Source organism: Rugamonas sp. GW822-FHT03B10 (assembly GCF_058801745.1).
In genome coordinates this window covers 22,177-41,342 of record NZ_JBXANP010000011.1, presented here as the reverse complement: position 1 = coordinate 41,342, position 19,166 = coordinate 22,177, and the positions used below count along the sequence as shown (strand labels likewise).

Below are 19,166 nucleotides of genomic sequence, written 5' to 3'. Positions count from 1 at the left end.
TTTAGTCCTTGTAAATGGGTTGTGTGCTGCCTTGCAGTCGCGCCATGCGGGCTTGGGCAAGGTGATACTCGGTCAACGCGTCGAGCGTGGCTTCGCGCGTCTCTGCCAGTGAACGTTCCGCCTCAATCATCTCCAGCTGCGCGAACTTGCCTTCCGCGTAGCCGATACGGGCAATTCTGGCCGCCTCCTGCGCGGCCTTGAGCGCTGGGCCGGCGGCTGTTTGGGCGACCGCTCGCGCATCGGCGACGTCGGCCGCCGCGTGCGCCGATGCCTGCTGAGCATCAAGGGCAACCGTCTCGCCCTCGGCGATCGCCTTTTCTTCCTCCGCCTTGGCACGTGCCAGGGCGTGGGTGCCTGAATTGAACAGAGGCAGAGGTATTGACAAACCCAGCACGGCTGCCTTGTCGGGAGAGTCGCCATAGCGGCGCGTGCCGGCAGTGATCGTTACGTCGGGGATGCGCTCACGCCTGGCCGCGTCCACACGCGCGCTGGCGATCGCCAACTGTGCCTGTGCTGCGGCAACTGACAGCGAGGGTTGATGTGGTGCCGCCGGTCCTGCCGTGGAAAGAACATCAAACCAAGCGGCAACGATGGACGCGCTGGGGGCATCCCCGGTCAGGCGGGCGAGATCAGCGTGGGCCAGCGCAAGCGCGCGTTCGGCCTTGCCAACCCGCGACTCGGCGCCAATCTGCAGGACCTGAGCACGTTGCTCCTCGATCGGCGAAGCTTTTCCAGCCCGTACACGTTCCTGGGCCGCGTGCGCAGCGCGCTCGGCCCACCCCAGACTGCTGCGAGCAATCTCCAAGCGGCGCTCAGCGGCAGCCAGCAGCACAAAAGCTTCGGTCACGCGCTGAGTAACGTCGGCGCGGGCAGCAGTCAAGCCCACCCCGACGGCTGAACGCTCGGCCTGGGCCACCTTGATACGGGACTGCCGCTTGCCACCCAACTCCAGCGGCACGGACAAGGAAACCGTGCGTTCGGCGCCGCCGAAGCCAGCATAGCGGCCGGAGCCAAACACATTTTCGGCGTCAATGGACAACGTGGGGTTCGGACGCATTCCGGCGACGGCTACGCCGGCGTCGGCCGCGCGTGCCGAGGCGTCGGCGCCGCGTAACGCTGGCGCGCGCTCCTGAGCGTGTGCGATCGCCTGGCCGAGTGTAAGGGGTAAATCTTGTGCGAGCCCTGCGAGGGAGAGGCTCGCCAAAAGCCCCCCTACAAGGAGGGTGCGGGGTATTCGAAGGTGCATGATCGGACGCTTGACGGGTTGACTTGCAAGGTTTATAAACCTTGTAGTCACTTTAAGGTCAAGCATCATGACGATATCTTTTTCGATTGGCCAACTGGCCAGCGCCGCGCAGACGCCCTCGGCGACCATCCGGTATTACGAGAAAATTGGACTGCTTTCTACGCCGTCGCGCACCGGTAGCAACTACCGGCAATACGACAAGGAGGATCTGGACCGGCTCGCCTTCGTGCGGCGGGCCCGGGAAATCGGATTTACGATCGATCAGGTGCGCAGCCTGCTGACGTTCTCCGACCAGCGCGATGCCGACTGCTGTGAGGTGATGGTAATGACGGCCGAGCATTTACACGCGGTTGAGCAAAAGATTGCCGATCTGGTGGTTCTTAAGGAGCAACTGGCGAACATGCTGGCGTCGTGCCAAGGCGGAACGGTGGCCAACTGCCGCATCATCGACACCTTGCAGCCGAGGCAATGAGACTAAGGATGCGTTGGGCTTGACGTTAGAGCGGCTTCAAGGTTTACCCTTGATGGATGAATACAGATACCGGCTTTGCCCAGACACCGTTCCCAGCGGCCACACTCCGCTGCGAGAGCGTCTTGCTCTTGCCCAAGATGGATTGCCCTTCAGAGGAAAACCTCATCCGCATGGCACTGGGGGGCGTGGCTGGGATCGGCTCGCTCAATTTTGACCTTGCCGCCCATACGCTGAGCGTGACACACCAAGGCGACGCCCAAGTCGTCCTTTCCCGCCTCGCGCCGCTTGGCCTGGGCGCCCAGTTGATCAAATCCGAACCCATCGCCGACGGCGCACGGCCGGAAATTGAGCCGGTCGATGACGCTGGCGAGGCGCGGACGATGCGCAGGCTGCTGGCAATCAACGGCCTGATGTTCGTAGTCGAGATGGTCTGGGGTCTTCTGGCCGAATCAACGGGCCTGATCGCCGACTCGCTCGACATGTTTGCCGATGCTGCGGTCTACGTCCTAGCCCTATATGCAGTGGGCCGCTCCGTGGAATTGAAGCGCCGCGCTGCTCACGTGGCTGGGTGGCTTCAGGTGGTCCTCGCGCTGGGAGCACTCGGTGAGGTGCTGCGCCGTGGCGTGACCGGCAGCGAGCCCGAGTCGGTCGCCATGATGGGAATTGGCGCGGTTGCACTGATCGCTAACGTGACTTGCCTGGTGCTCATTGCAAAGAAACGGCATCACGGCGCCCACATGAGGGCGAGCTATATCTTTTCTGCGAACGACGTGATTGCCAATCTGGGCGTGGTCATCGCCGGCGCACTGGTGACCTGGACGGGCTCGCGATATCCAGACTTGGTCGTGGGCTTTGTCATCAGCGTGATCGTCCTCATCGGCGCCCGCCGCATTCTACGTTTGCAGTAATGGAAAGGCCAGCCCCTCTATGTCAACACCCCAAGGTATCTCGAATCGCCGCGAGCAAAGCAGGCGCTGTCTGAAGGCAGTCTGTGCGATGGCTGCGGTCTTGTTTGTTCTCGCGGGCTGTGCGACTGATCCGACATTGGGAACGGTCGACTGGGAGCATGGGGCGAGACGCGGCCATGTACTCAGTACCTATGCGGCAGACCTTCCACCAGCGCAGCTGCCGAAGTGCCTGGCCGACCTGCCTCGTGACCAATATACGGCCAATCGGTATGTGAACGTCCGGTACCGCCATGTTCGTCTGATGCACTCGGCGGTAGCGCGGGTGCCGCCAACGCTGGATATTAAAGACGGCGACGTCGTTGAACTATGGCCGGCCGACTGCTCGGCTGGGAGTATGGCGCGTATTACCCGCATACTCAGTACCAAAGGCCAGTGATGTGCGGCAGAGACGCCGGCACCGGGCGGATCGCGTTGACAAATGGGTTATTTTTCCCTGCTTCAGCGGCGGCCAGCGCGTTGTGCTAACATTCGCAAACCATGAAACTGTCACAACCTACGCGCGCGGTCGCGGCGATCATTATGCTGTTCAGCTTGCTGTTTGCTCAGCTGGCTGTTTCGGCATATGCTTGCCCGGCGCCGAATAAGGTGCAGACGGTAGAGCCAGTTAGCATGGCGGGTATGCCCGGCTGCACCGATATGAGCATGGACAAGAGCAGTCCGGCGCTATGTGCCGCGCACTGCGACACGGGCCACCAGTCGGCAGACACTTCTAGCACGCCCGCCGTCCACCCATTCGTGGCCTGCAGCTTGGAAGTCGTGCTTCCCCGCATCGAGCGTGCCTATCTCTCGCTTGCTGCCTCACTCGAATCTGTCCCGCTGACGCGCGCCACTGCTCCGCCCTTGGCCATTCAGCACTGCTGTTTCCGTATTTAATCCTCCAGACTGCTTAGTTCGTCACCGCTTCGCCGGACAGGCGCGCGCGGTGTTGTCCATCGCATTCTGGAGATATCATGTCATCCCCGTTTTCCGTGCATTTCAATGCGCGAGTTTTCCGTCTTCGGTGCGTACCGAAGGCCGCGCTCGCGCTCTCGTTCCTCGCCGCCATTCACGGTGCGCTGGCGGCACCGCAGCCGCTGACACTAGGAGAGGCCCAGATGCGAGCCGTTGCCCGCTCGCGCCAGCTTGGCGCCCAAGATCAGGCCATCACTGCCGCCAATGAGATGGCAGTCGCCGCCGGCCAGCGCCCCGATCCAGTGCTGAAAGTGGGCATCGACAATCTTCCCGTCAGCGGTGCCGATCGCCTTAGCCTGGGCAACGACTTCATGACCATGCGCCGGATCGGCCTGTCGCAGGAGCTGACCCGCGCTGACAAGCTGCATTGGCGTTCCGCGCGCTACCAGATCGAAGGCGATAAGGCCCTGGCGCAGAAGGACGTGGCACTGGCCGCCATCCAGCGCGACACCGCCATCGCTTGGCTGGAGGTTTTCTATACGGAGCAAATGGTCAGCGCGGTCTCCGCCCAGTTGGCCGTCTCACGCCAGGAAATTGAAGCTGCCGAGGGGGCTTACCGTGGTGGGCGTGGCAGCTCGGCCGATATCCTCGCAGCTCGCTCCGCATTGCTCGCGCTCGATGACCGCGCCAGCGAAATCGGCCGCCGCCAGCGCACCGCCTACACTATGCTGGCCCGGTGGACAGGTGAAGACACCTCGGTAGCCGGTGCGCCGGATATCAACCGTATTCGCCTCGATCCAGCCTCGCTCGACACCGATCTCGCCCACCACCCGGAGATTTCGGTCTTGAACAAACAGGAAGACATCGCGCAAGCCGACGCCAACTTGGCGCGGGCGAATCAGCATACCGACTGGAGCGTCGAAGTCGCGTTCCAGCAGCGCGGGCCCGCCTACGCGAACATGGTGTCGGTTGGCATTTCGGTCCCGCTGCAATGGGATCGGAAGAACCGGCAGGACCGTGAACTGGCCGCAAAGCTGGCCCTGGTCGAACAAACGAAAGCCGAGCGCGATGAGATGCTGCGCGGGCATGTCGCCGAGACCCGCAGCACGATCATTGCCTGGCAGAGCGGCCGAGAGCGGACTGCCCGCTACACCCGTGAATCGTTGCCGCTGGCCTCCGAGCGCAGCCAGGCAGTGTTGGCCGCCTATCGCGGGGGAAAAGCGCCCCTGGCCGACGTGCTGGTCGCACGGCGCGGCGAAGTCGAGCTCCGCCTGCAAGCGCTGGAAGTCGAGCTGGAGACCGCACGCCTGTGGGCGCAGCTGAACTTCCTATTCCCCGAGGGCGGAACCGCCCAGCATTCCGCTGCCAACAGCCACCAGGAATCCAAATGAAGAACAAGAATATTCTCGCGGCGATCGCTGCCATTGTCATTGCGGCCGGCGGATACGGCGCCTACCGGCTTGGTGTGCACCAGGCCATGCAGGCCTCGCCAGACCACGACGACGCCGTCACGGTCGCCGGCGGCACCGGCAAGAAGCCGCTCTACTGGCACGACCCGATGGTGCCTGGCCAGAAGTTCGACAAGCCCGGGAAGTCGCCGTTCATGGACATGCAGCTTGTGCCGGTCTACGCCGGCGCCGACGGCGACGACGGCTCCGTCACCATCAGCCCGCGCGTCCAGCAGAACCTGGGCGTGCGCACTGCTATTGTCACCGCCGGCAGGCTGCCATCCGGTGTCGTCACGGTCGGCAGCGTCGCGTACAACGAACGCGACGTGGTGCTGGTGCAGGCCCGCAGCAACGGGTTTATCGAACGCCTGTATGTCCGCGCCGCGCTCGATCCCGTGAAGCAGGGACAGGCGCTGGCCGAATTGTATGTGCCAGACTGGATCGCGGCGCAGGAGGAATACCTCGCGGCCCGCCGTATGCAAGGTGGCGACACCGCATCGCTGGTTGACGGAGCCCGCCAGCGTATGCGCTTGGCTGGGATGACGGACGGGCAGATCCGGCTGGTCGAATCGAGCGGTAAGGTGCATCCGCGTATCACTATCTCGGCCCCCGTCAGCGGCGTGGTCGCGGAGCTTGGCGCTCGCGAAGGCATGACGGTGGCGTCGGGAGCGCAGCTGTTTCGCATCAACGGCCTGTCCACCGTTTGGGTGAACGCGGACGTTCCGGAGAACGTGGCAGCCAAAGTGCGGCCTGGCGACGCCGTCGAGGCGCGCTCGCCAGCGCTGCCGGGAAGCGTCTTCAAGGGCAAGGTCGGCGCGGTGTTACCGGAGGTGAGCGCCGCTACGCGCACGCTGAAAGCCCGGGTTGAACTGGCGAACCCTGGCGGACAGCTGGTCCCCGGCATGTTCGCCACAATCACCTTCGCGTCCAGTCGCAACGCCGACGTGCTGCTGGTACCGTCGGAGGCGGTGATCCAGACCGGCACGCGTAGCGTTGTCATACTGGCGCAGGACGGTGGAAAGTTCCAGCCGGTCGATGTCGAGGTCGGTGGTGAAGGCAATGGCCAGACCGAGATCCGCAAGGGCTTGAGCGCCGGGCAAAAGATTGTCCTGTCGGGCCAGTTCTTGCTCGATTCCGAAGCCAGTCTGAGGGGAACGACCAGCCGCATGGACGACACCCAGTCATCCGGATCGGCCCCACAGGCGCCACTCCATCATGGCCAGGGCAAAGTGGAACGTATCGACAAGGATGAGGTCACCATTTCTCATGGTCCGATTGCCACCTTGAAGTGGGGCGCCATGACCATGGGGTTCAAAGCGCCACCGGCGGGCCTGCCGCGCAATGTCAGCGTGGGCGACCGCGTGTCGTTCGACATCAAACCGCGCCAGGACGGCACCTTCGAGATCGTCGCAATTTCGCCAGTCGCGGAAGCGCCCGTTGCAAGCGACAAGGCCATGGGCGGCATGAAGATGCCCCCGGCGTCGACGGGAGCGACGAAATGATCGCGAAACTGATCCGCTGGTCGATCACCAACCGCTTCCTGGTCCTGCTAGCGACTGTGTTCATCGCCGGGTGGGGAGTATGGTCGCTGGCGCGCACGCCGCTCGACGCGATCCCCGACTTGTCCGACGTGCAGGTCATCATCCGCACGACCTATCCGGGCCAGGCCCCGCAAATCGTCGAGAACCAGGTAACCTATCCATTGACCACCACCATGCTGTCGGTACCCGGTGCCAAGACAGTGCGCGGCTATTCCTTCTTTGGCGACTCCTTTGTCTATATTTTGTTCGAGGACGGCACCGATCCCTACTGGGCCAGGTCGCGCGTGCTGGAATACCTGAACCAGGTGCAATCGCGCCTGCCGGCGCAGGCGAAGACAGCGCTCGGTCCTGACGCCACCGGCGTGGGCTGGATTTACGAATACGCGCTGGTCGACCGCAGCGGCAAGCTCGATCTCTCCCAATTACGCGCCTTTCAGGACTGGTTCCTGAAGTTCGAACTGAAGGCGGTGCCGAACGTCTCCGAGGTGGCCAGCGTGGGTGGCATGGTACGCCAATACCAGATCGTGCTCGATCCCGAAAAGCTGCGCGCCTACTCCATCCCGCACGGGAAGGTAATCGAGGCCGTGCAGCGCGCCAATCAGGAAACTGGCGGTTCGGTGATGGAGCTGGGCGAAGCCGAGTACATGGTGCGCGCGTCTGGATATTTGAAGTCGCTCGACGACTTCCGGAAAATTCCGTTGATGACCACGGATGCCGGAGTGTCGGTGCGTCTGGGCGATGTGGCGCGGGTAGAACTGGGGCCGGAGATGCGGCGCGGCATCGCCGACCTCGATGGCGAAGGTGAAGTCGCCGGCGGCGTAATCGTCATGCGCTCCGGGAAGAACGCGCTGGAGACCATCGAAGCCGTCAAGGCCAAACTTGCCAAACTGAAATCGAGCCTGCCGGCCGGCGTTGAAATCGTCCCGGTGTACGACCGCTCCAACCTGATCAAACGCGCGGTTGACAATCTGGAACACAAGCTGATTGAAGAATTCATCGTCGTCGCGTTGGTCTGCGCGATCTTCCTGTTCCATATTCGCTCGGCGCTGGTGGCAATCGTATCGCTACCGCTGGGAATACTGATCGCCTACATCGTCATGTCCTACCAAGGGGTGAACGCCAACATCATGTCATTGGGCGGCATCGCGATCGCCATCGGCGCCATGGTCGATGCGGCTGTGGTGATGATCGAGAACGCGCACAAGCATATCGAGGCTTGGAATCACGCCAACCCCGGCCAGAAGCTGGCCGGCGAGACCCAATGGACGGTGATCGGCGATGCGGCGGCCGAAGTCGGCCCGGCGCTGTTCTTCTCGTTGCTGATCATCGTGCTGTCGTTCATCCCGGTGTTCACGTTGGAGGCGCAGGAGGGGCGTCTGTTCGCACCGCTGGCATTTACCAAGACCTACGCGATGGCGGCGGCGGCCGGTCTGGCGGTGACGCTGATCCCGGTGTTGATGGGCTACTTGATCCGAGGGCGCATCCCGGACGAACAAAAAAACCCGCTGAACCGATGGCTGATCGCGCTTTATCGACCCCTACTTGAAATCGTGCTTCGCCGTCCTAAGGCCACGCTGGTGGCGGCCGGCGCGATCGCGCTCCTGACGATCTGGCCGATGTCGCGCCTGGGCGGTGAATTCATGCCGCCGTTGGATGAGGGGGACCTGCTGTACATGCCGTCGGCGCTGCCTGGCATCGGCGCCGGTAAGGTCGCGCAGCTGCTGCAGCAGACCGACCGCCTGATCAAGACCGTGCCAGAAGTGCAAACCGTGTTCGGCAAGGCCGGCCGGGCAGAATCCGCTACCGATCCGGCGCCGCTGGAGATGTTTGAGACGACGATCCAGTTCAAGCCGCGCGACCAGTGGCGGCCCGGTATGACCACCGATAAGCTGGTCGATGAACTGGACCGCATCGTCAAGGTGCCGGGTCTGTCGAATATCTGGGTGCCGCCGATCCGCAACCGCATTGATATGCTGGCCACGGGTATCAAGAGCCCGGTCGGGGTCAAGGTGGCCGGCGCGAGCCTGCAGGAGATCGACCGCATCACCGGCGAAATTGAGCGGGTCGTCAAGCGTGTACCCGGCGTGTCGTCGGCCCTCGCTGAACGGCTCAACGGCGGGCGCTACGTCGATATCCATATCGACCGCGACGCGGCGGCGCGCTACGGCCTGAATATCGCCGACGTGCAAAGCATTGTGTCGAGCGCCATCGGCGGCGACAACGTCGGCGAAACGGTTGAAGGTCTGCAGCGCTTTCCGATCAATGTGCGTTATCCGCGCGAGATGCGCGACTCGGTCGAGAAATTGCGTGAACTGCCGGTGCTGACCGAACGCGGCGCGCAGATTCGGCTAGGCGACGTGGCTACGATCCGGATTGACGACGGCCCACCCATGCTCAAGAGCGAAAATGCACGCCTGTCGGGTTGGGTGTACGTCGATATCCGGGGCCGGGATCTCAGCTCCGCGGTGCATGAAATGCAGCAGCTTGTCGCCAAGGAGGTAGCTCTTCCGGCCGGCTACTCGGTGTCCTGGTCTGGGCAATTCGAATACCTGGAGCGCGCGACCGCCAAGCTCAAGGTCGTCGTACCCATGACTTTGCTCATTATCTTCGTGCTGCTGTATCTGACATTCAAGCGCATCGACGAGGTGGCGCTGATTATGGCGACGCTGCCGTTCGCACTGGCCGGGGGCATCTGGCTACTTTGGGCGCTGGGGCACAATCTGTCTGTCGCGAGCGGCGTCGGCTTCATTGCCTTGGCCGGCGTTTCGGCCGAATTCGGTGTGATCATGCTGCTGTACTTGAAGCACGCATGGGAAGCCCTGTTGGCAAAAGGAACTCCAAACGAAGCCGAGCTTCTTGACGCGATACGTGAGGGGGCCGTGCTGCGTGTGCGACCTAAGGCGATGACAGTCGCTGTGATTATCGCCGGCCTCGTTCCGGTCATGATAGGCTCCGGTACCGGCTCCGAGGTTATGCAGCGCATCGCGGCACCGATGGTGGGCGGCATGATCACTGCGCCGCTATTGTCGATGTTCGTCGTGCCAGCGGTGTATCTGCTTATACGGCGGAGGTCTATTCGGGTGTCGTCGGCGTAGGCATAGAGGAGCGATCGGCTAACAAGGTCCCTGATCCGTTGCTTGGGGCATGCCCTTGCAGATGGTGGTCACCATAACCATGTGACCAATGCGCTGCCACTGTTGCTCAAGAACAGGAGCCAGTACAACATCCTGCGGGCGGATTTGAATCCGACGATATGGATTGCATCATTTCCGATGTGTTTGCATCATCAAGACGGTAAACCGGAGCGAAGCCGCCGCCCGGCGTGCGGAAATTAGTCGTCTGGCCCTGATACACGCGAGCGGCCGTCCACTGTACGTGGCGTTCATAGACATAGCATCGCAGGTCGAATTTAAGCTGTTCGGGGTTTTCCTTAGTTCCATTGACGCGCTCGCCCGGAGGGACAAGCGCTTGGGCTATGTAATCTCCAGCAAGGATATCCTCCCACACGCGTTTCGTGACTTTTTCTCCTCGATACGCGGCCTTACCACCGTAACCTGCCAGCGGTTTGAAAAACAATTTCCGGCGATTCGCCCAGAGACGGTCCGCATTCGCGATGTCGACCAGTTCCGTATGCGGAATGTTCTCTAACAGGACTCGCCGCACTGCGCTCGGCACACCCAAGCTTTCCAGTTGCCGGTCATCGGAAAGGAGTACCAAGTTGCGTTTGTTTGCATATAGGGCATGGGCTTGCGGGTGAGGCGTGAGCACAACAGCGCTTTCAAGATATGCTGAGCGCAGCGAGCTGCAAACAGGCGATGTCAGCATAAAATCGGTGAGCCGGTTATAGACCAGATCGATTGCCAGGTCATCGTACCGCAGCACGCCTGCGCTGAAGGTCAGGTCCGATGGCGACGCTATGACAGCACGCACCCCGAATTTCTCGAACAGGCGTTGAAACAAAATAAACTCGGGATAGAGATATTGCTGTTCTGGAGCCTCGTCTACAATGGCCACTGTTCGGAGCGGGCGTTGATGCATAGAAGAGGCCCACTCCTTTTCAAACATTTTGAAGATGCTGTCCTCGAGTATGGCGCCTGAAGCGATTGCCGCAGCCAACGCGGGTGCGCTCAAGCAGCAAGAACGATGAGCCTTTGCCATGGCAGCGTTTAACATCGCGCCACCCGCATTGGTGTTGATCTCAATTAGCGCTAGAGTTTCACCCCGTAGATGGAAGTCATATCCAAAGAAAACACCTTTCGCGCCGTCAGCGCCGTACTGCGCTATTTCAGGTGCATCGGCCAGTACCTTCGCGCGATAGGACGGGAGCGCAATTACGGACTCAATCGCGTCAATAACGCCTGCAATGCGTTCACTTTGACTCTCCGAAACAAATATAGGTCGGGACGAAAACAAAAACGGGCACCTTGACTCGACCAAGTCATAGAGCGCTGGCGAATCAAAGTCGTCAGAAAACGCCTGTCGCAGCACGTCCTTGTCCAAGCTACTGCAAAAGCAGCCGCTATTAAGTACCTCGGCTGGCAGTAATGGTCCAGTGTTGATGGGCATCGCAGCCGCTAACTGAGGATTAGGAGTATCCGTCATTTTCAGCTTTCTGGTCCGTTGTGTTCGTGCCTCGTCACCGCATTTCCTACCTTACTTTGGTGTCCACGCAATCGAAGTGCGTTAGTGATCACCGATACTGAGCTTAAGCTCATGGCCAAGGCAGCGATCATAGGTGACAGCAGCTGACCGGTGAACGGGTACAACGCACCGGCCGCCAGGGGGATGCCCAGTGCGTTATATAAAAACGCAAAACCCAGGTTTTGCCACATGTTGCGCACGGTATCAACCGAAATCAAGCGCGCTTGCGCTATCCCTCGGAGGTCGCCCTTAACCAAGGTAAGATGCGCGCTATTAATCGCAACGTCCGTGCCAGTACCCATAGCTATGCCCACGTCGGCCTTTGCCAAAGCAGGGGCGTCGTTGATACCATCCCCGGCCATTGCGACAACTTTTCCCTGTTTCTGCAGCTTCTCGACCAACGCCAGCTTGTCCTGAGGCTTGACCTCCCCATAATACTCGTCGATACCTAACCGGCTGGCAATGGCCTTCGCAGTCGTCACGCCATCACCCGTGGCCATGATAACGTTCAGACCGTCAGCGCGGAGTCCTTGCAAGGCTTCCTGACTGCTTGACTTGATGGGGTCTGACACCGCTACAATGCCGACCAAGCGGCCTTGAGCTGCCAGATACATAACACTCGCGCCCTCGACTCGCAGGCTCTCGGCCGCATCAGCAAGCGGCTTCCAGTCAACACCCTCAATGTCCATTAGAGCGGTATTTCCCAGAGCGATTTTATCCCCGCTCAGAATTCCACGAACACCGATTCCGCTAGCTGACTCAAAGGCATCGGGTTTCGTCAGTCCCAGTTTCCTCTTATTCGCTTCGTTGACAATGGCGTGCGCCAACGGATGCTCACTTCCCTGGTCAATGCTAGCGGCAATCCGCAGGACGTCTTCTTCCTTGAAACCGGCTGCGGCCACGACGCTGTTAAAAGATGGCTTACCTTCGGTGAGCGTTCCCGTCTTATCCACTATCAACGTATCAACTTTCTTCAGGTCCTCGATAGCGGCGGCATCCCGAAACAAGACACCCATGGTCGCGGCGCGTCCTGTTGCGGCCATAATTGACATAGGAGTGGCCAACCCTAGCGCGCAGGGGCAGGCGATAATAAGCACAGCAACAGCGTTCACGAAGCCAAACACCCAGCTCGGCTCAGGGCCGTACACTCCCCATACAGCGAAGGTCAGCACTGCTATAGCCACGACGACAACGACAAAATAGCCAGCCACGCTATCAGCGAGACGCTGCATCGGAGCTCGCGAACGCTGTGCTTGGGAAACCATCTGCACGATTTGAGACAGCGTCGTGTCGCTGCCAACTTTCTCTGTGCGCATGATAAGGCTGCCGCTCGTATTGATGGTCGCACCAATCAGTCGGTCGCCGGCGCGCTTGGTAACAGGAAGAGGCTCACCCGTCAGCATCGATTCGTCCACTGAGCTCTCGCCCTCGGACACGACGCCGTCAACAGGTACCTTTTCACCTGGACGAACACGCAGAGCATCGCCAACATGCACGTGCGTGAGCGGAATATCTTCCTCAGTACCATCCGCGCGAATCCTGCGCGCAGTTTTTGGCGCCAGGCCGAGCAGCGACTTGATGGCCGCGGATGTCTGGGAACGCGCGCGCAACTCCAGGATCTGTCCCAAAAGTGTGAGCGAAACAATTACTGCTGCGGCCTCAAAGTAGACAGCGATACTGCCGTGTGCAGCGAATGTCGGCGGGAACGTTTGCGGAGCAAGCGTTGCGACAACGCTGTATCCGTATGCGGCGATAACCCCAGTGCCGATTAGCGTCCACATGTTGGGGCTCATGCGGACCAACGATTGTGCCCATCTCTCGTAGAAGGGCCAGCCCGCCCAAACCACGACCGGCGTGCTCAATGCGAACTCAACCCAATTCTGGCCAGGCAGGCCGCCCTGAAAAATCATATGACCGAACATAGCTAGGGCGAATACGAGGACGGTGAGCGGGAGCGTCCACCAAAACCGATGGCGAAAATCAACGAGTTCAGGATTCTCCTCATCGTCCAGGCTAGGCATAACCGGTTCAAGCGCCATACCGCAAATCGGACAACTGCCGGGGGTGGTTTGCCGAATCTCAGGATGCATCGGACACGTGTATACGGCTCCACTTAGCGCTGGCGCAGCAGTCGGCAATTCGGCCTTTTCACTGGTAAGAAAGGCCTCCGGAGTGGTATTGAACCTGGCCATACACTTCGCACTGCAGAAGTGATAGACCACCGCTTTGTACGAAATCTCTCGTTCCCTATTCGGACCTACTTTCATCCCACACACAGGGTCGGTGAAAGGCTTTTCGATAGTCGGTGTAGCATCAATTTCGCCTGCAGCACCAACGGCGTCAGGATTTCGGGCGTGTTCGACTTGGTGCTTGTGCTGCCTGATGTCATTGCCGCTCATGAAGCCTCCTCTAGTTTGTGAACCCAACCGTATCTGCATCTTAGCCACTACCTACCTACAGCAGCGCACCACTTGCTCAGCGAGGGACTACTTGGCGACCACGGTAACTAGGCCCTTCATGCCGACCTCAAAATGTCCCGGCTGTAGGCATGCGAAGTCAACTTTTCCCGCCTTACCGAATTCCCACACAATAGTTCCGGTCTTCCCGGGCATCAATGTCACTTGGTTTGGATCCGCATGCTCCATCTCGGGAAACTTCGTCATCAGCTGGGCATGTTCTTTGAGTTTCCCCGGCGAACCTATCACCATCTCATGCTTAAGCTTGCCGGAGTTTCTGACGGCGAAGCGAATAACTTCCCCTTCCTTTACCGATATCGAGCCGGGGGTAAAACGCATGGTGTCGTTCATATCGACTGTCACGGTACGCATTACTTTGGTGGGGTCGCCCGCTTTGCCAATCAGCGCATTTTCGCCCTCATGGTCACCGTGCTGATGTTCCTTGCCGTCTTGCGTTGCAGCTGTCGCCAGCGACTGTACGGCCGCGACTAAAAATGCTGCCAATACGGCTGTCTTAAAGTTCTTCATCTGGAACTCCCTTATCTGTAACTTAAATTTTTCTACATTGCGGTCGGTGGTTGTTGTGAGGTGAGAATCGCCGCCGCAAGAACGGCACCAATCAAGAGAAAGCTCTCAATCTGAAGCGCCGCACGAACCAGCCTCACGCCGCTCTGTGACCGACTTGCGGCAGGCAAACCGATGAATTTGTTATACCCGCCCAGCGCGATAGCAACTAACACCAGGGCTATTTTTACCAGCAAGGTCGCGCCATAGAAGGTATGAAATAGATGGTCCGAATTGCCTAACCTATGCCATGCGCTGAAGATGCCAGTGACGACAATTCCAATCACCGCCAGCATCGCGGTTTGCGACATCAGGTCCAGGTATCGGTCTGCGGCACCTATTTCAAGGCCGGCTATTCGCATCTCATGGAGCGCGAACCAGGCTGAAACCAGAACCGCGCCAGTCCAGAGTCCAATGGCAGAAAAATGTATGGCCTCTGCCGCGAGCGCTAGTGTCCAAAACCCTTCTTCGCCGGCATGTCCCATAGATGCGCGCGTCACCACGAATGTGGTTAAGGTCATTGCCACCACAGTGTCGCCCACGCGACTAGCACTACCAATCGACCGAACGCTAAACACGACAATCATTGCCAAGGTCGCGATGGAGCCCGCGTGGCCATAAGCGGTGCTCGATACCATCATCCAGAACATTGGGCAGGCTTCTCGTAAGCCAACACCGCCCATCACCGCCGTTGCGGCCAGCAGCGCTACTGCGCTACTAACCGCGCCTAGTCCCGAAGCTAATAAGTCGAGCTTGCGCAATACCGGCTCAAACTCGTCACGGCTGGTGCCATTAGACTGTATCCAATAGCGCGCGAACCATGAACCAACAAGCCAGGCAAAGCCAACGTTAAGAAAAAATGCCGAACCTATTTGTAGCAACGAGACTGCATCCATTTATTTCACCGTAAATTTGAAATCACCCTTGCGGCGGTGACCATCATGGCCGGCGACGGCCCATGTGACGGTGTAGGAGCCAGCCGAAAGCACTGGAGCTGTCAACCGCAAGACTGTGGGATTAGCAGCGTCAACTTTCGCCTTCTCTGCGGCGACTTCCTTGCCCTGACTATCCGCCACGGTAATGGTGCTGAAGGCCTCTTCAATCTTCTCGTTAAAGGTCAGCGCTATTTCCTTCGGCGCCGCAGCCAGCGTCGCACCGGCTTCTGGGTTCGAACTCTTCAGGGTTGCGTGTGCCGAAGCAAACGGGCTGGCTAACGTTGCCGCCGCCATGGCGGTAGCGAGAATCACGGTGTGCAGTGCTTTCATTTTTCAGTTCTCCTTGTTGAAATTACTTTGCTGCTTCGATTGCGGTGACGGTGAGCGCACCACCAACTTTGTCCGCGACGAAGCGGACTTTATCGCCCGACTTTACCTTATCAAGCATTGCAGGGTCTTGGACCTTGAACACCATCGTCATCCCGGGCATAACCAGATTTTTCAATTCACCGTGCTTGATGGTGAGTTTGCCGGCATCCTTATCGACCTTCTTGATTTCGCCGTCACTCATTGCCGCTTGATTGGTAGAGGAAGAAGGCTGCTGTGCGTAGGCCACAGTGCCTACAGACGCGAGCGAGCAACCGATGGAGACGGCGAGGATGATTTTATGCAGTTGTTTCATGATGCTTCCTTTCAGATGAAATAGAAAAATTAGTGCTCGCCATGTCCCGACGGCTTTCGGACCGTCATCTCGACATTTGGCTTATTCATTGCCGGCATCGATTGACCACCAGCGTTGGTGCTGCGCTCAGGCTCGGGCAGTGCGCCGGTCCATTCGTACGCTACAGTCCCCGCTGGATGCTTGTACCAGCCAGGGTCCGAGTAGTCGCCGCGCTTTTGGTCCTTGCGGACCTTCAATACGGTAAACATGCCCCCCATCTCAACGCCGCCAAACGGGCCTTCCCCCATCATCATGGGCAACGTGTTCTCAGGAATCGGCATTTCCATACCACCCATCGAACCGCCTTTGTCCCCCATGACCATGTAGTCGGGCACAATCTTATTAATCTTCTCGGCCACCCCCCGGTGATCCACACCTATCATCGTTGGAACGTCGTGCCCCATCGCATTCATGGTATGGTGGGATTTGTGACAGTGGAAAGCCCAATCGCCCAAATCAGTGGCGACGAATTCGATGGCCCGCATCTGGCCCACCGCGATGTCTGTAGTGACTTCAGGCCAGCGAGATGCGGGTGGTGTCCATCCGCCGTCGGTGCCGGTGACGACGAACTCGTGCCCATGCAAGTGGATTGGGTGATTTGTCATCGTCAGGTTGCCAACACGGATGCGCACCTTATCGCCTTGCCGTACGGGCATGGAATCGATGCCGGGGAAGACCCGACTGTTGAAGGTCCACAAATTAAAATCCAGCATCGTGTTGATTTTTGGCGTGTAGCTTCCAGGCTCCACGTCATACGCATTCAGAAGAAAAACGAAGTCGCGGTCTACCGCATGCAGCGACGGGTCTTTAGGGTGGGTAACCCAAAAACCCATCATCCCCATTGCCATCTGTGCCATCTCGTCAGCGTGCGGGTGATACATGAACGTGCCTGGACGCTTTGCGACGAATTCGTAAACGAAGGTTTTTCCAGGCGCGATGCCGGGCTGGGTGAGACCCGTGACCCCGTCCATGCCGTTCGGTAGCCGCTGACCGTGCCAATGCACGCTCGTGTGCTCAGGAAGTTTATTGGTCACGAATATGCGGACGCGGTCCCCCTCAACGACCTCAATGGTGGGCCCAGGAGACTGGCCGTTATAGCCCCAGAGATTAGCCTTCATGCCCGGCGCAAGCTCGCGTACTACCGGTTCGGCGACCAGATGAAACTCTTTTACCCCGCTGTTCATCCGCCATGGAAGCGACCAGCCGTTTAATGTCACAACCGGATTGAATGGACGGCCATTCGGCGGTGGCGGCGGAACTTGCGTATTCGCGTTGTTCATTAACATCGCTTCAGGCAGCGTTGCCGCGCCTGCCTTGCTCACCGCTGCGGCGCTGACTGCAACCGCGCCCGCACCTTTGAAAAAGTCTCTACGTGAAATCATGGCATGGTCCTTGTGTCGGTATTGCTCCCGCCATTGATGGCGGTTTGCAGCTTGGTTTCAGCTATCCAAAAATCGCGCTGCGTTTCGATAGCGGTGTTCACGCTCATGAGCTGCTCACGCGAATCGGCCAAGAGTTCAAATACGCTGGCCAGCATGCCGTTGTAGCGAAGGAGTACTTCGTCGGAAATTTTCTTACGAAGCGGGACGACGTCGTCACGATAGTGGCGCGCGATGTCGTAGGTGGTGCGGTAAGACGAGTAGGCTTCCCGAACCTCCGAACGAGCACGCACTGCGGTGTCGGTTGTCCGGTGCACTGACTGCATGTACAACGCCTCTGCGCGGGCCACCTTGGCGCCGCCCCAGTCGAAGACGGGGAGCTCCAGAGAAACCTGGTATCCGTTCTCCCGCGGCAGACCAGTGGTGCTCTTGTTTGCATAGCCAGCGTCGAAGACATTGATAAACGCCGTCGTCTTAGTCAATCCGAGCGCCGATGCCGTCGCCTCGGTGTCTCGACGAGCCGCCAGAACGTCCAGACGCTGCGACATCGCCTGAGCTTCAGCATTGTTCATCTGTTGCGGCTGAGACGGCAGGTCCGGCAGCCTGTCCGGAAGGGTAAATTCTTGTTGCGCCCCCCAAAGCCCCAGCAAGCGAATAAGCTGTTCGCGGCTTGCGATCGCCTCGTGCCTGGTCCGGGCTAGTTGAGTCATCGCATCCTGATAAAAGGCACGCTCACGGGCCTGGTCAAGCTTGCTCCAGTTACCCACCTTGGCCATGCTTTCAGCCAGTTCCGACGATGCCTCAGCTGCACCACGTACCTGTTCCGCGAACGCCGCAGATTGGGCCGCGGCGACTGCGGTGAAGTAGGCACGACGCGTGTCGGCAGCCAACTGCACGGCCTGCGCGGCAGCTTGCAGCTTGGCTTGCTCAAAACGCCCATGCTCAATGCGTGTACGGGCCGGAAGAGTCAACAGGCCCGCGATGTCGAACACGACACTACGGTCGATTTCTGCGTCGCCTCCGCCACTTACGCGGCCAAAACTAAAGCTCGGATTACGCATACGGCTAGCCTGGACAAAGTCGGCTTCCGCCACACCCAGCTCAGCGAAGGAAACCTTCAAAGCAGCATTATTGAGCAATGCAATTTGAACCGATGACTCGGCTGTCAGAGGCTTAGCCAGCAATGCCTGAATTTCGGCATCACTATTGCTACTATCTTTTTTGAAGTGTGCCGCTTGGCCAATTCGACTTTGCGTAAGGGAGGATACGTCATTTAAGCCGCCATCGGACGACACGCTCGCACATCCTGCGAGGAGGATGGCCGACAGTCCGACAGCGGTGCGACCAAGCATTGGCGTATAAAGTCGTCGCATATTATTGCCCTTTCTTATTCATGCTGTGTCCTTTATGCGGGTCAGCAACAGGGGGCACAGCTGGCTTAGCCGAGTCTGCTGGCGCGGGCGCCATCTGCATTGAAGAATCCTCATGCGAGCCATGCGCAGACTGACCTGAGACCTCTTGGTTAGCCGCAATCCAGACCTTGTCTGGTGTGATTTGTGGCTCTACGGCCGGCTTGTAGTCAGCGTAGGCGGATTGATACTTTGGTGGTGGCACCGCAGCACTGGCATCCGACACAGCCGTCGAAATTCGAACGGGTTCTGCGTGAATGACCAACGGCGCGGCGCCAGCCACTGCTAAAAGCAGTAGATGTAGGCGTTTCATGATTGTCCTCAAAAATGTACTGGCACCTGGGCGCATCGACCCGAGGTAGTGCGAACGTTAGCCCGCGACTTCAGCTGTATTTTCAGGAGTAAAGGCGAGGCGGACGCTCGAGGGTGGCGGGGATGTACGCTGTCATCGCAGGCTCAACTGCGGCACTAACGAAGGTAGAAAAAGTCGCCCGC

The 19,166-nt window shown here is 59.4% G+C and carries 16 protein-coding genes; 6 read left to right on the top strand and 10 right to left on the bottom strand.

Annotated elements, in window-relative coordinates; genetic code table 11:
- Window position 1: 1 nt before the first annotated feature.
- Window positions 2-1,315: a TolC family protein gene (locus AC1RQG_RS17895; protein ID WP_217431916.1), complete on the bottom strand. Its 1,314-nt coding sequence runs from the start codon at window positions 1,313-1,315 to the stop codon at window positions 2-4.
- On the opposite strand from AC1RQG_RS17895, the gene AC1RQG_RS17890 reads away from it, so the two are divergent.
- From AC1RQG_RS17890 to AC1RQG_RS17865, 6 genes are all read left to right on the top strand, one after another.
- Window positions 1,314-1,718, top strand: a complete 405-nt coding sequence (locus tag AC1RQG_RS17890) for a MerR family transcriptional regulator (protein WP_161081536.1) — start codon at window positions 1,314-1,316, stop codon at window positions 1,716-1,718. The two genes, AC1RQG_RS17895 and AC1RQG_RS17890, sit on opposite strands and share 2 nt — an antisense overlap.
- Window positions 1,719-1,840: 122 nt before the next feature.
- Complete coding sequence (locus AC1RQG_RS17885; protein WP_443093304.1) at window positions 1,841-2,626, top strand: cation efflux transmembrane domain-containing protein; 786 nt, start codon at window positions 1,841-1,843, stop codon at window positions 2,624-2,626.
- Between the two features lie 537 nt (window positions 2,627-3,163).
- Entirely contained in the window at window positions 3,164-3,559 is a 396-nt protein-coding gene (locus AC1RQG_RS17880) for a hypothetical protein (protein ID WP_161081538.1), read from the top strand.
- A gap of 77 nt (window positions 3,560-3,636) precedes the next feature.
- A complete protein-coding gene (locus AC1RQG_RS17875; RefSeq protein WP_254451673.1) occupies window positions 3,637-4,968 on the top strand; it encodes a TolC family protein in 1,332 nt (443 codons plus the stop codon).
- Window positions 4,965-6,527, top strand: coding sequence for an efflux RND transporter periplasmic adaptor subunit (locus tag AC1RQG_RS17870; RefSeq protein WP_161081539.1), 1,563 nt, complete (start codon window positions 4,965-4,967; stop codon window positions 6,525-6,527). The genes AC1RQG_RS17875 and AC1RQG_RS17870 overlap by 4 nt, the downstream gene beginning before the upstream one ends.
- Window positions 6,524-9,661, top strand: coding sequence for an efflux RND transporter permease subunit (locus AC1RQG_RS17865; RefSeq protein ID WP_493133352.1), 3,138 nt, complete (start codon window positions 6,524-6,526; stop codon window positions 9,659-9,661). Before AC1RQG_RS17870 ends, AC1RQG_RS17865 begins: the two co-directional genes overlap by 4 nt.
- 106 nt (window positions 9,662-9,767) lie before the next feature.
- Here the strand turns inward: AC1RQG_RS17865 and AC1RQG_RS17860 are convergent, their stop codons facing one another.
- The 9 genes from AC1RQG_RS17860 to AC1RQG_RS17820 all read right to left on the bottom strand — a co-directional run bounded on the left by AC1RQG_RS17860 (window position 9,768) and on the right by AC1RQG_RS17820 (window position 18,984).
- Entirely contained in the window at window positions 9,768-11,168 is a 1,401-nt protein-coding gene (locus tag AC1RQG_RS17860; RefSeq protein WP_493133351.1) for a hypothetical protein, read from the bottom strand.
- A 2-nt stretch (window positions 11,169-11,170) separates the two neighbouring features.
- Complete coding sequence (locus AC1RQG_RS17855; protein ID WP_256369083.1) at window positions 11,171-13,606, bottom strand: heavy metal translocating P-type ATPase; 2,436 nt, start codon at window positions 13,604-13,606, stop codon at window positions 11,171-11,173.
- An 87-nt stretch (window positions 13,607-13,693) separates the two neighbouring features.
- Window positions 13,694-14,191 carry a cupredoxin domain-containing protein gene (locus AC1RQG_RS17850; RefSeq protein ID WP_493133350.1) on the bottom strand — a complete coding sequence of 166 codons (498 nt, stop codon included), beginning with the start codon at window positions 14,189-14,191 and terminating at the stop codon, window positions 13,694-13,696.
- A gap of 32 nt (window positions 14,192-14,223) precedes the next feature.
- Window positions 14,224-15,123 (bottom strand): copper resistance D family protein, encoded by a 900-nt coding sequence (locus AC1RQG_RS17845; protein ID WP_161081542.1) that lies wholly within the window; start codon window positions 15,121-15,123, stop codon window positions 14,224-14,226.
- Complete coding sequence (gene copC, locus AC1RQG_RS17840; protein WP_161081543.1) at window positions 15,124-15,492, bottom strand: copper homeostasis periplasmic binding protein CopC; 369 nt, start codon at window positions 15,490-15,492, stop codon at window positions 15,124-15,126.
- A gap of 22 nt (window positions 15,493-15,514) precedes the next feature.
- A complete protein-coding gene (locus AC1RQG_RS17835; RefSeq protein ID WP_161081544.1) occupies window positions 15,515-15,844 on the bottom strand; it encodes a copper-binding protein in 330 nt (109 codons plus the stop codon).
- A 29-nt stretch (window positions 15,845-15,873) separates the two neighbouring features.
- Window positions 15,874-17,265, bottom strand: a complete 1,392-nt coding sequence (locus AC1RQG_RS17830) for a multicopper oxidase family protein (protein ID WP_161081545.1) — start codon at window positions 17,263-17,265, stop codon at window positions 15,874-15,876.
- Entirely contained in the window at window positions 17,262-18,635 is a 1,374-nt protein-coding gene (locus AC1RQG_RS17825; RefSeq protein WP_161081546.1) for a TolC family protein, read from the bottom strand. Before AC1RQG_RS17825 ends, AC1RQG_RS17830 begins: the two co-directional genes overlap by 4 nt.
- 1 nt (window position 18,636) lies before the next feature.
- Complete coding sequence (locus AC1RQG_RS17820) at window positions 18,637-18,984, bottom strand: hypothetical protein (protein ID WP_161081547.1); 348 nt, start codon at window positions 18,982-18,984, stop codon at window positions 18,637-18,639.
- Between the last annotated feature and the right edge of the window lie 182 nt (window positions 18,985-19,166).

What these genes read in the sequence shown, in the direction of transcription:
- AC1RQG_RS17890 (WP_161081536.1), top strand. Translation starts at nt 1,314, where the DNA reads ATGACGATATCTTTTTCGATTGGCCAACTGGCCAGCGCCGCGCAGACG.
- AC1RQG_RS17895 (WP_217431916.1), bottom strand. Translation starts at nt 1,315, where the DNA reads ATGATGCTTGACCTTAAAGTGACTACAAGGTTTATAAACCTTGCAAGT.
- AC1RQG_RS17880 (WP_161081538.1), top strand. Translation starts at nt 3,164, where the DNA reads ATGAAACTGTCACAACCTACGCGCGCGGTCGCGGCGATCATTATGCTG.
- AC1RQG_RS17875 (WP_254451673.1), top strand. Translation starts at nt 3,637, where the DNA reads ATGTCATCCCCGTTTTCCGTGCATTTCAATGCGCGAGTTTTCCGTCTT.
- AC1RQG_RS17870 (WP_161081539.1), top strand. Translation starts at nt 4,965, where the DNA reads ATGAAGAACAAGAATATTCTCGCGGCGATCGCTGCCATTGTCATTGCG.
- AC1RQG_RS17865 (WP_493133352.1), top strand. Translation starts at nt 6,524, where the DNA reads ATGATCGCGAAACTGATCCGCTGGTCGATCACCAACCGCTTCCTGGTC.
- AC1RQG_RS17860 (WP_493133351.1), bottom strand. Translation starts at nt 11,168, where the DNA reads ATGACGGATACTCCTAATCCTCAGTTAGCGGCTGCGATGCCCATCAAC.
- AC1RQG_RS17855 (WP_256369083.1), bottom strand. Translation starts at nt 13,606, where the DNA reads ATGAGCGGCAATGACATCAGGCAGCACAAGCACCAAGTCGAACACGCC.
- AC1RQG_RS17850 (WP_493133350.1), bottom strand. Translation starts at nt 14,191, where the DNA reads ATGAAGAACTTTAAGACAGCCGTATTGGCAGCATTTTTAGTCGCGGCC.
- AC1RQG_RS17845 (WP_161081542.1), bottom strand. Translation starts at nt 15,123, where the DNA reads ATGGATGCAGTCTCGTTGCTACAAATAGGTTCGGCATTTTTTCTTAAC.
- copC (WP_161081543.1), bottom strand. Translation starts at nt 15,492, where the DNA reads ATGAAAGCACTGCACACCGTGATTCTCGCTACCGCCATGGCGGCGGCA.
- AC1RQG_RS17835 (WP_161081544.1), bottom strand. Translation starts at nt 15,844, where the DNA reads ATGAAACAACTGCATAAAATCATCCTCGCCGTCTCCATCGGTTGCTCG.
- AC1RQG_RS17830 (WP_161081545.1), bottom strand. Translation starts at nt 17,265, where the DNA reads ATGATTTCACGTAGAGACTTTTTCAAAGGTGCGGGCGCGGTTGCAGTC.
- AC1RQG_RS17825 (WP_161081546.1), bottom strand. Translation starts at nt 18,635, where the DNA reads ATGCGACGACTTTATACGCCAATGCTTGGTCGCACCGCTGTCGGACTG.
- AC1RQG_RS17820 (WP_161081547.1), bottom strand. Translation starts at nt 18,984, where the DNA reads ATGAAACGCCTACATCTACTGCTTTTAGCAGTGGCTGGCGCCGCGCCG.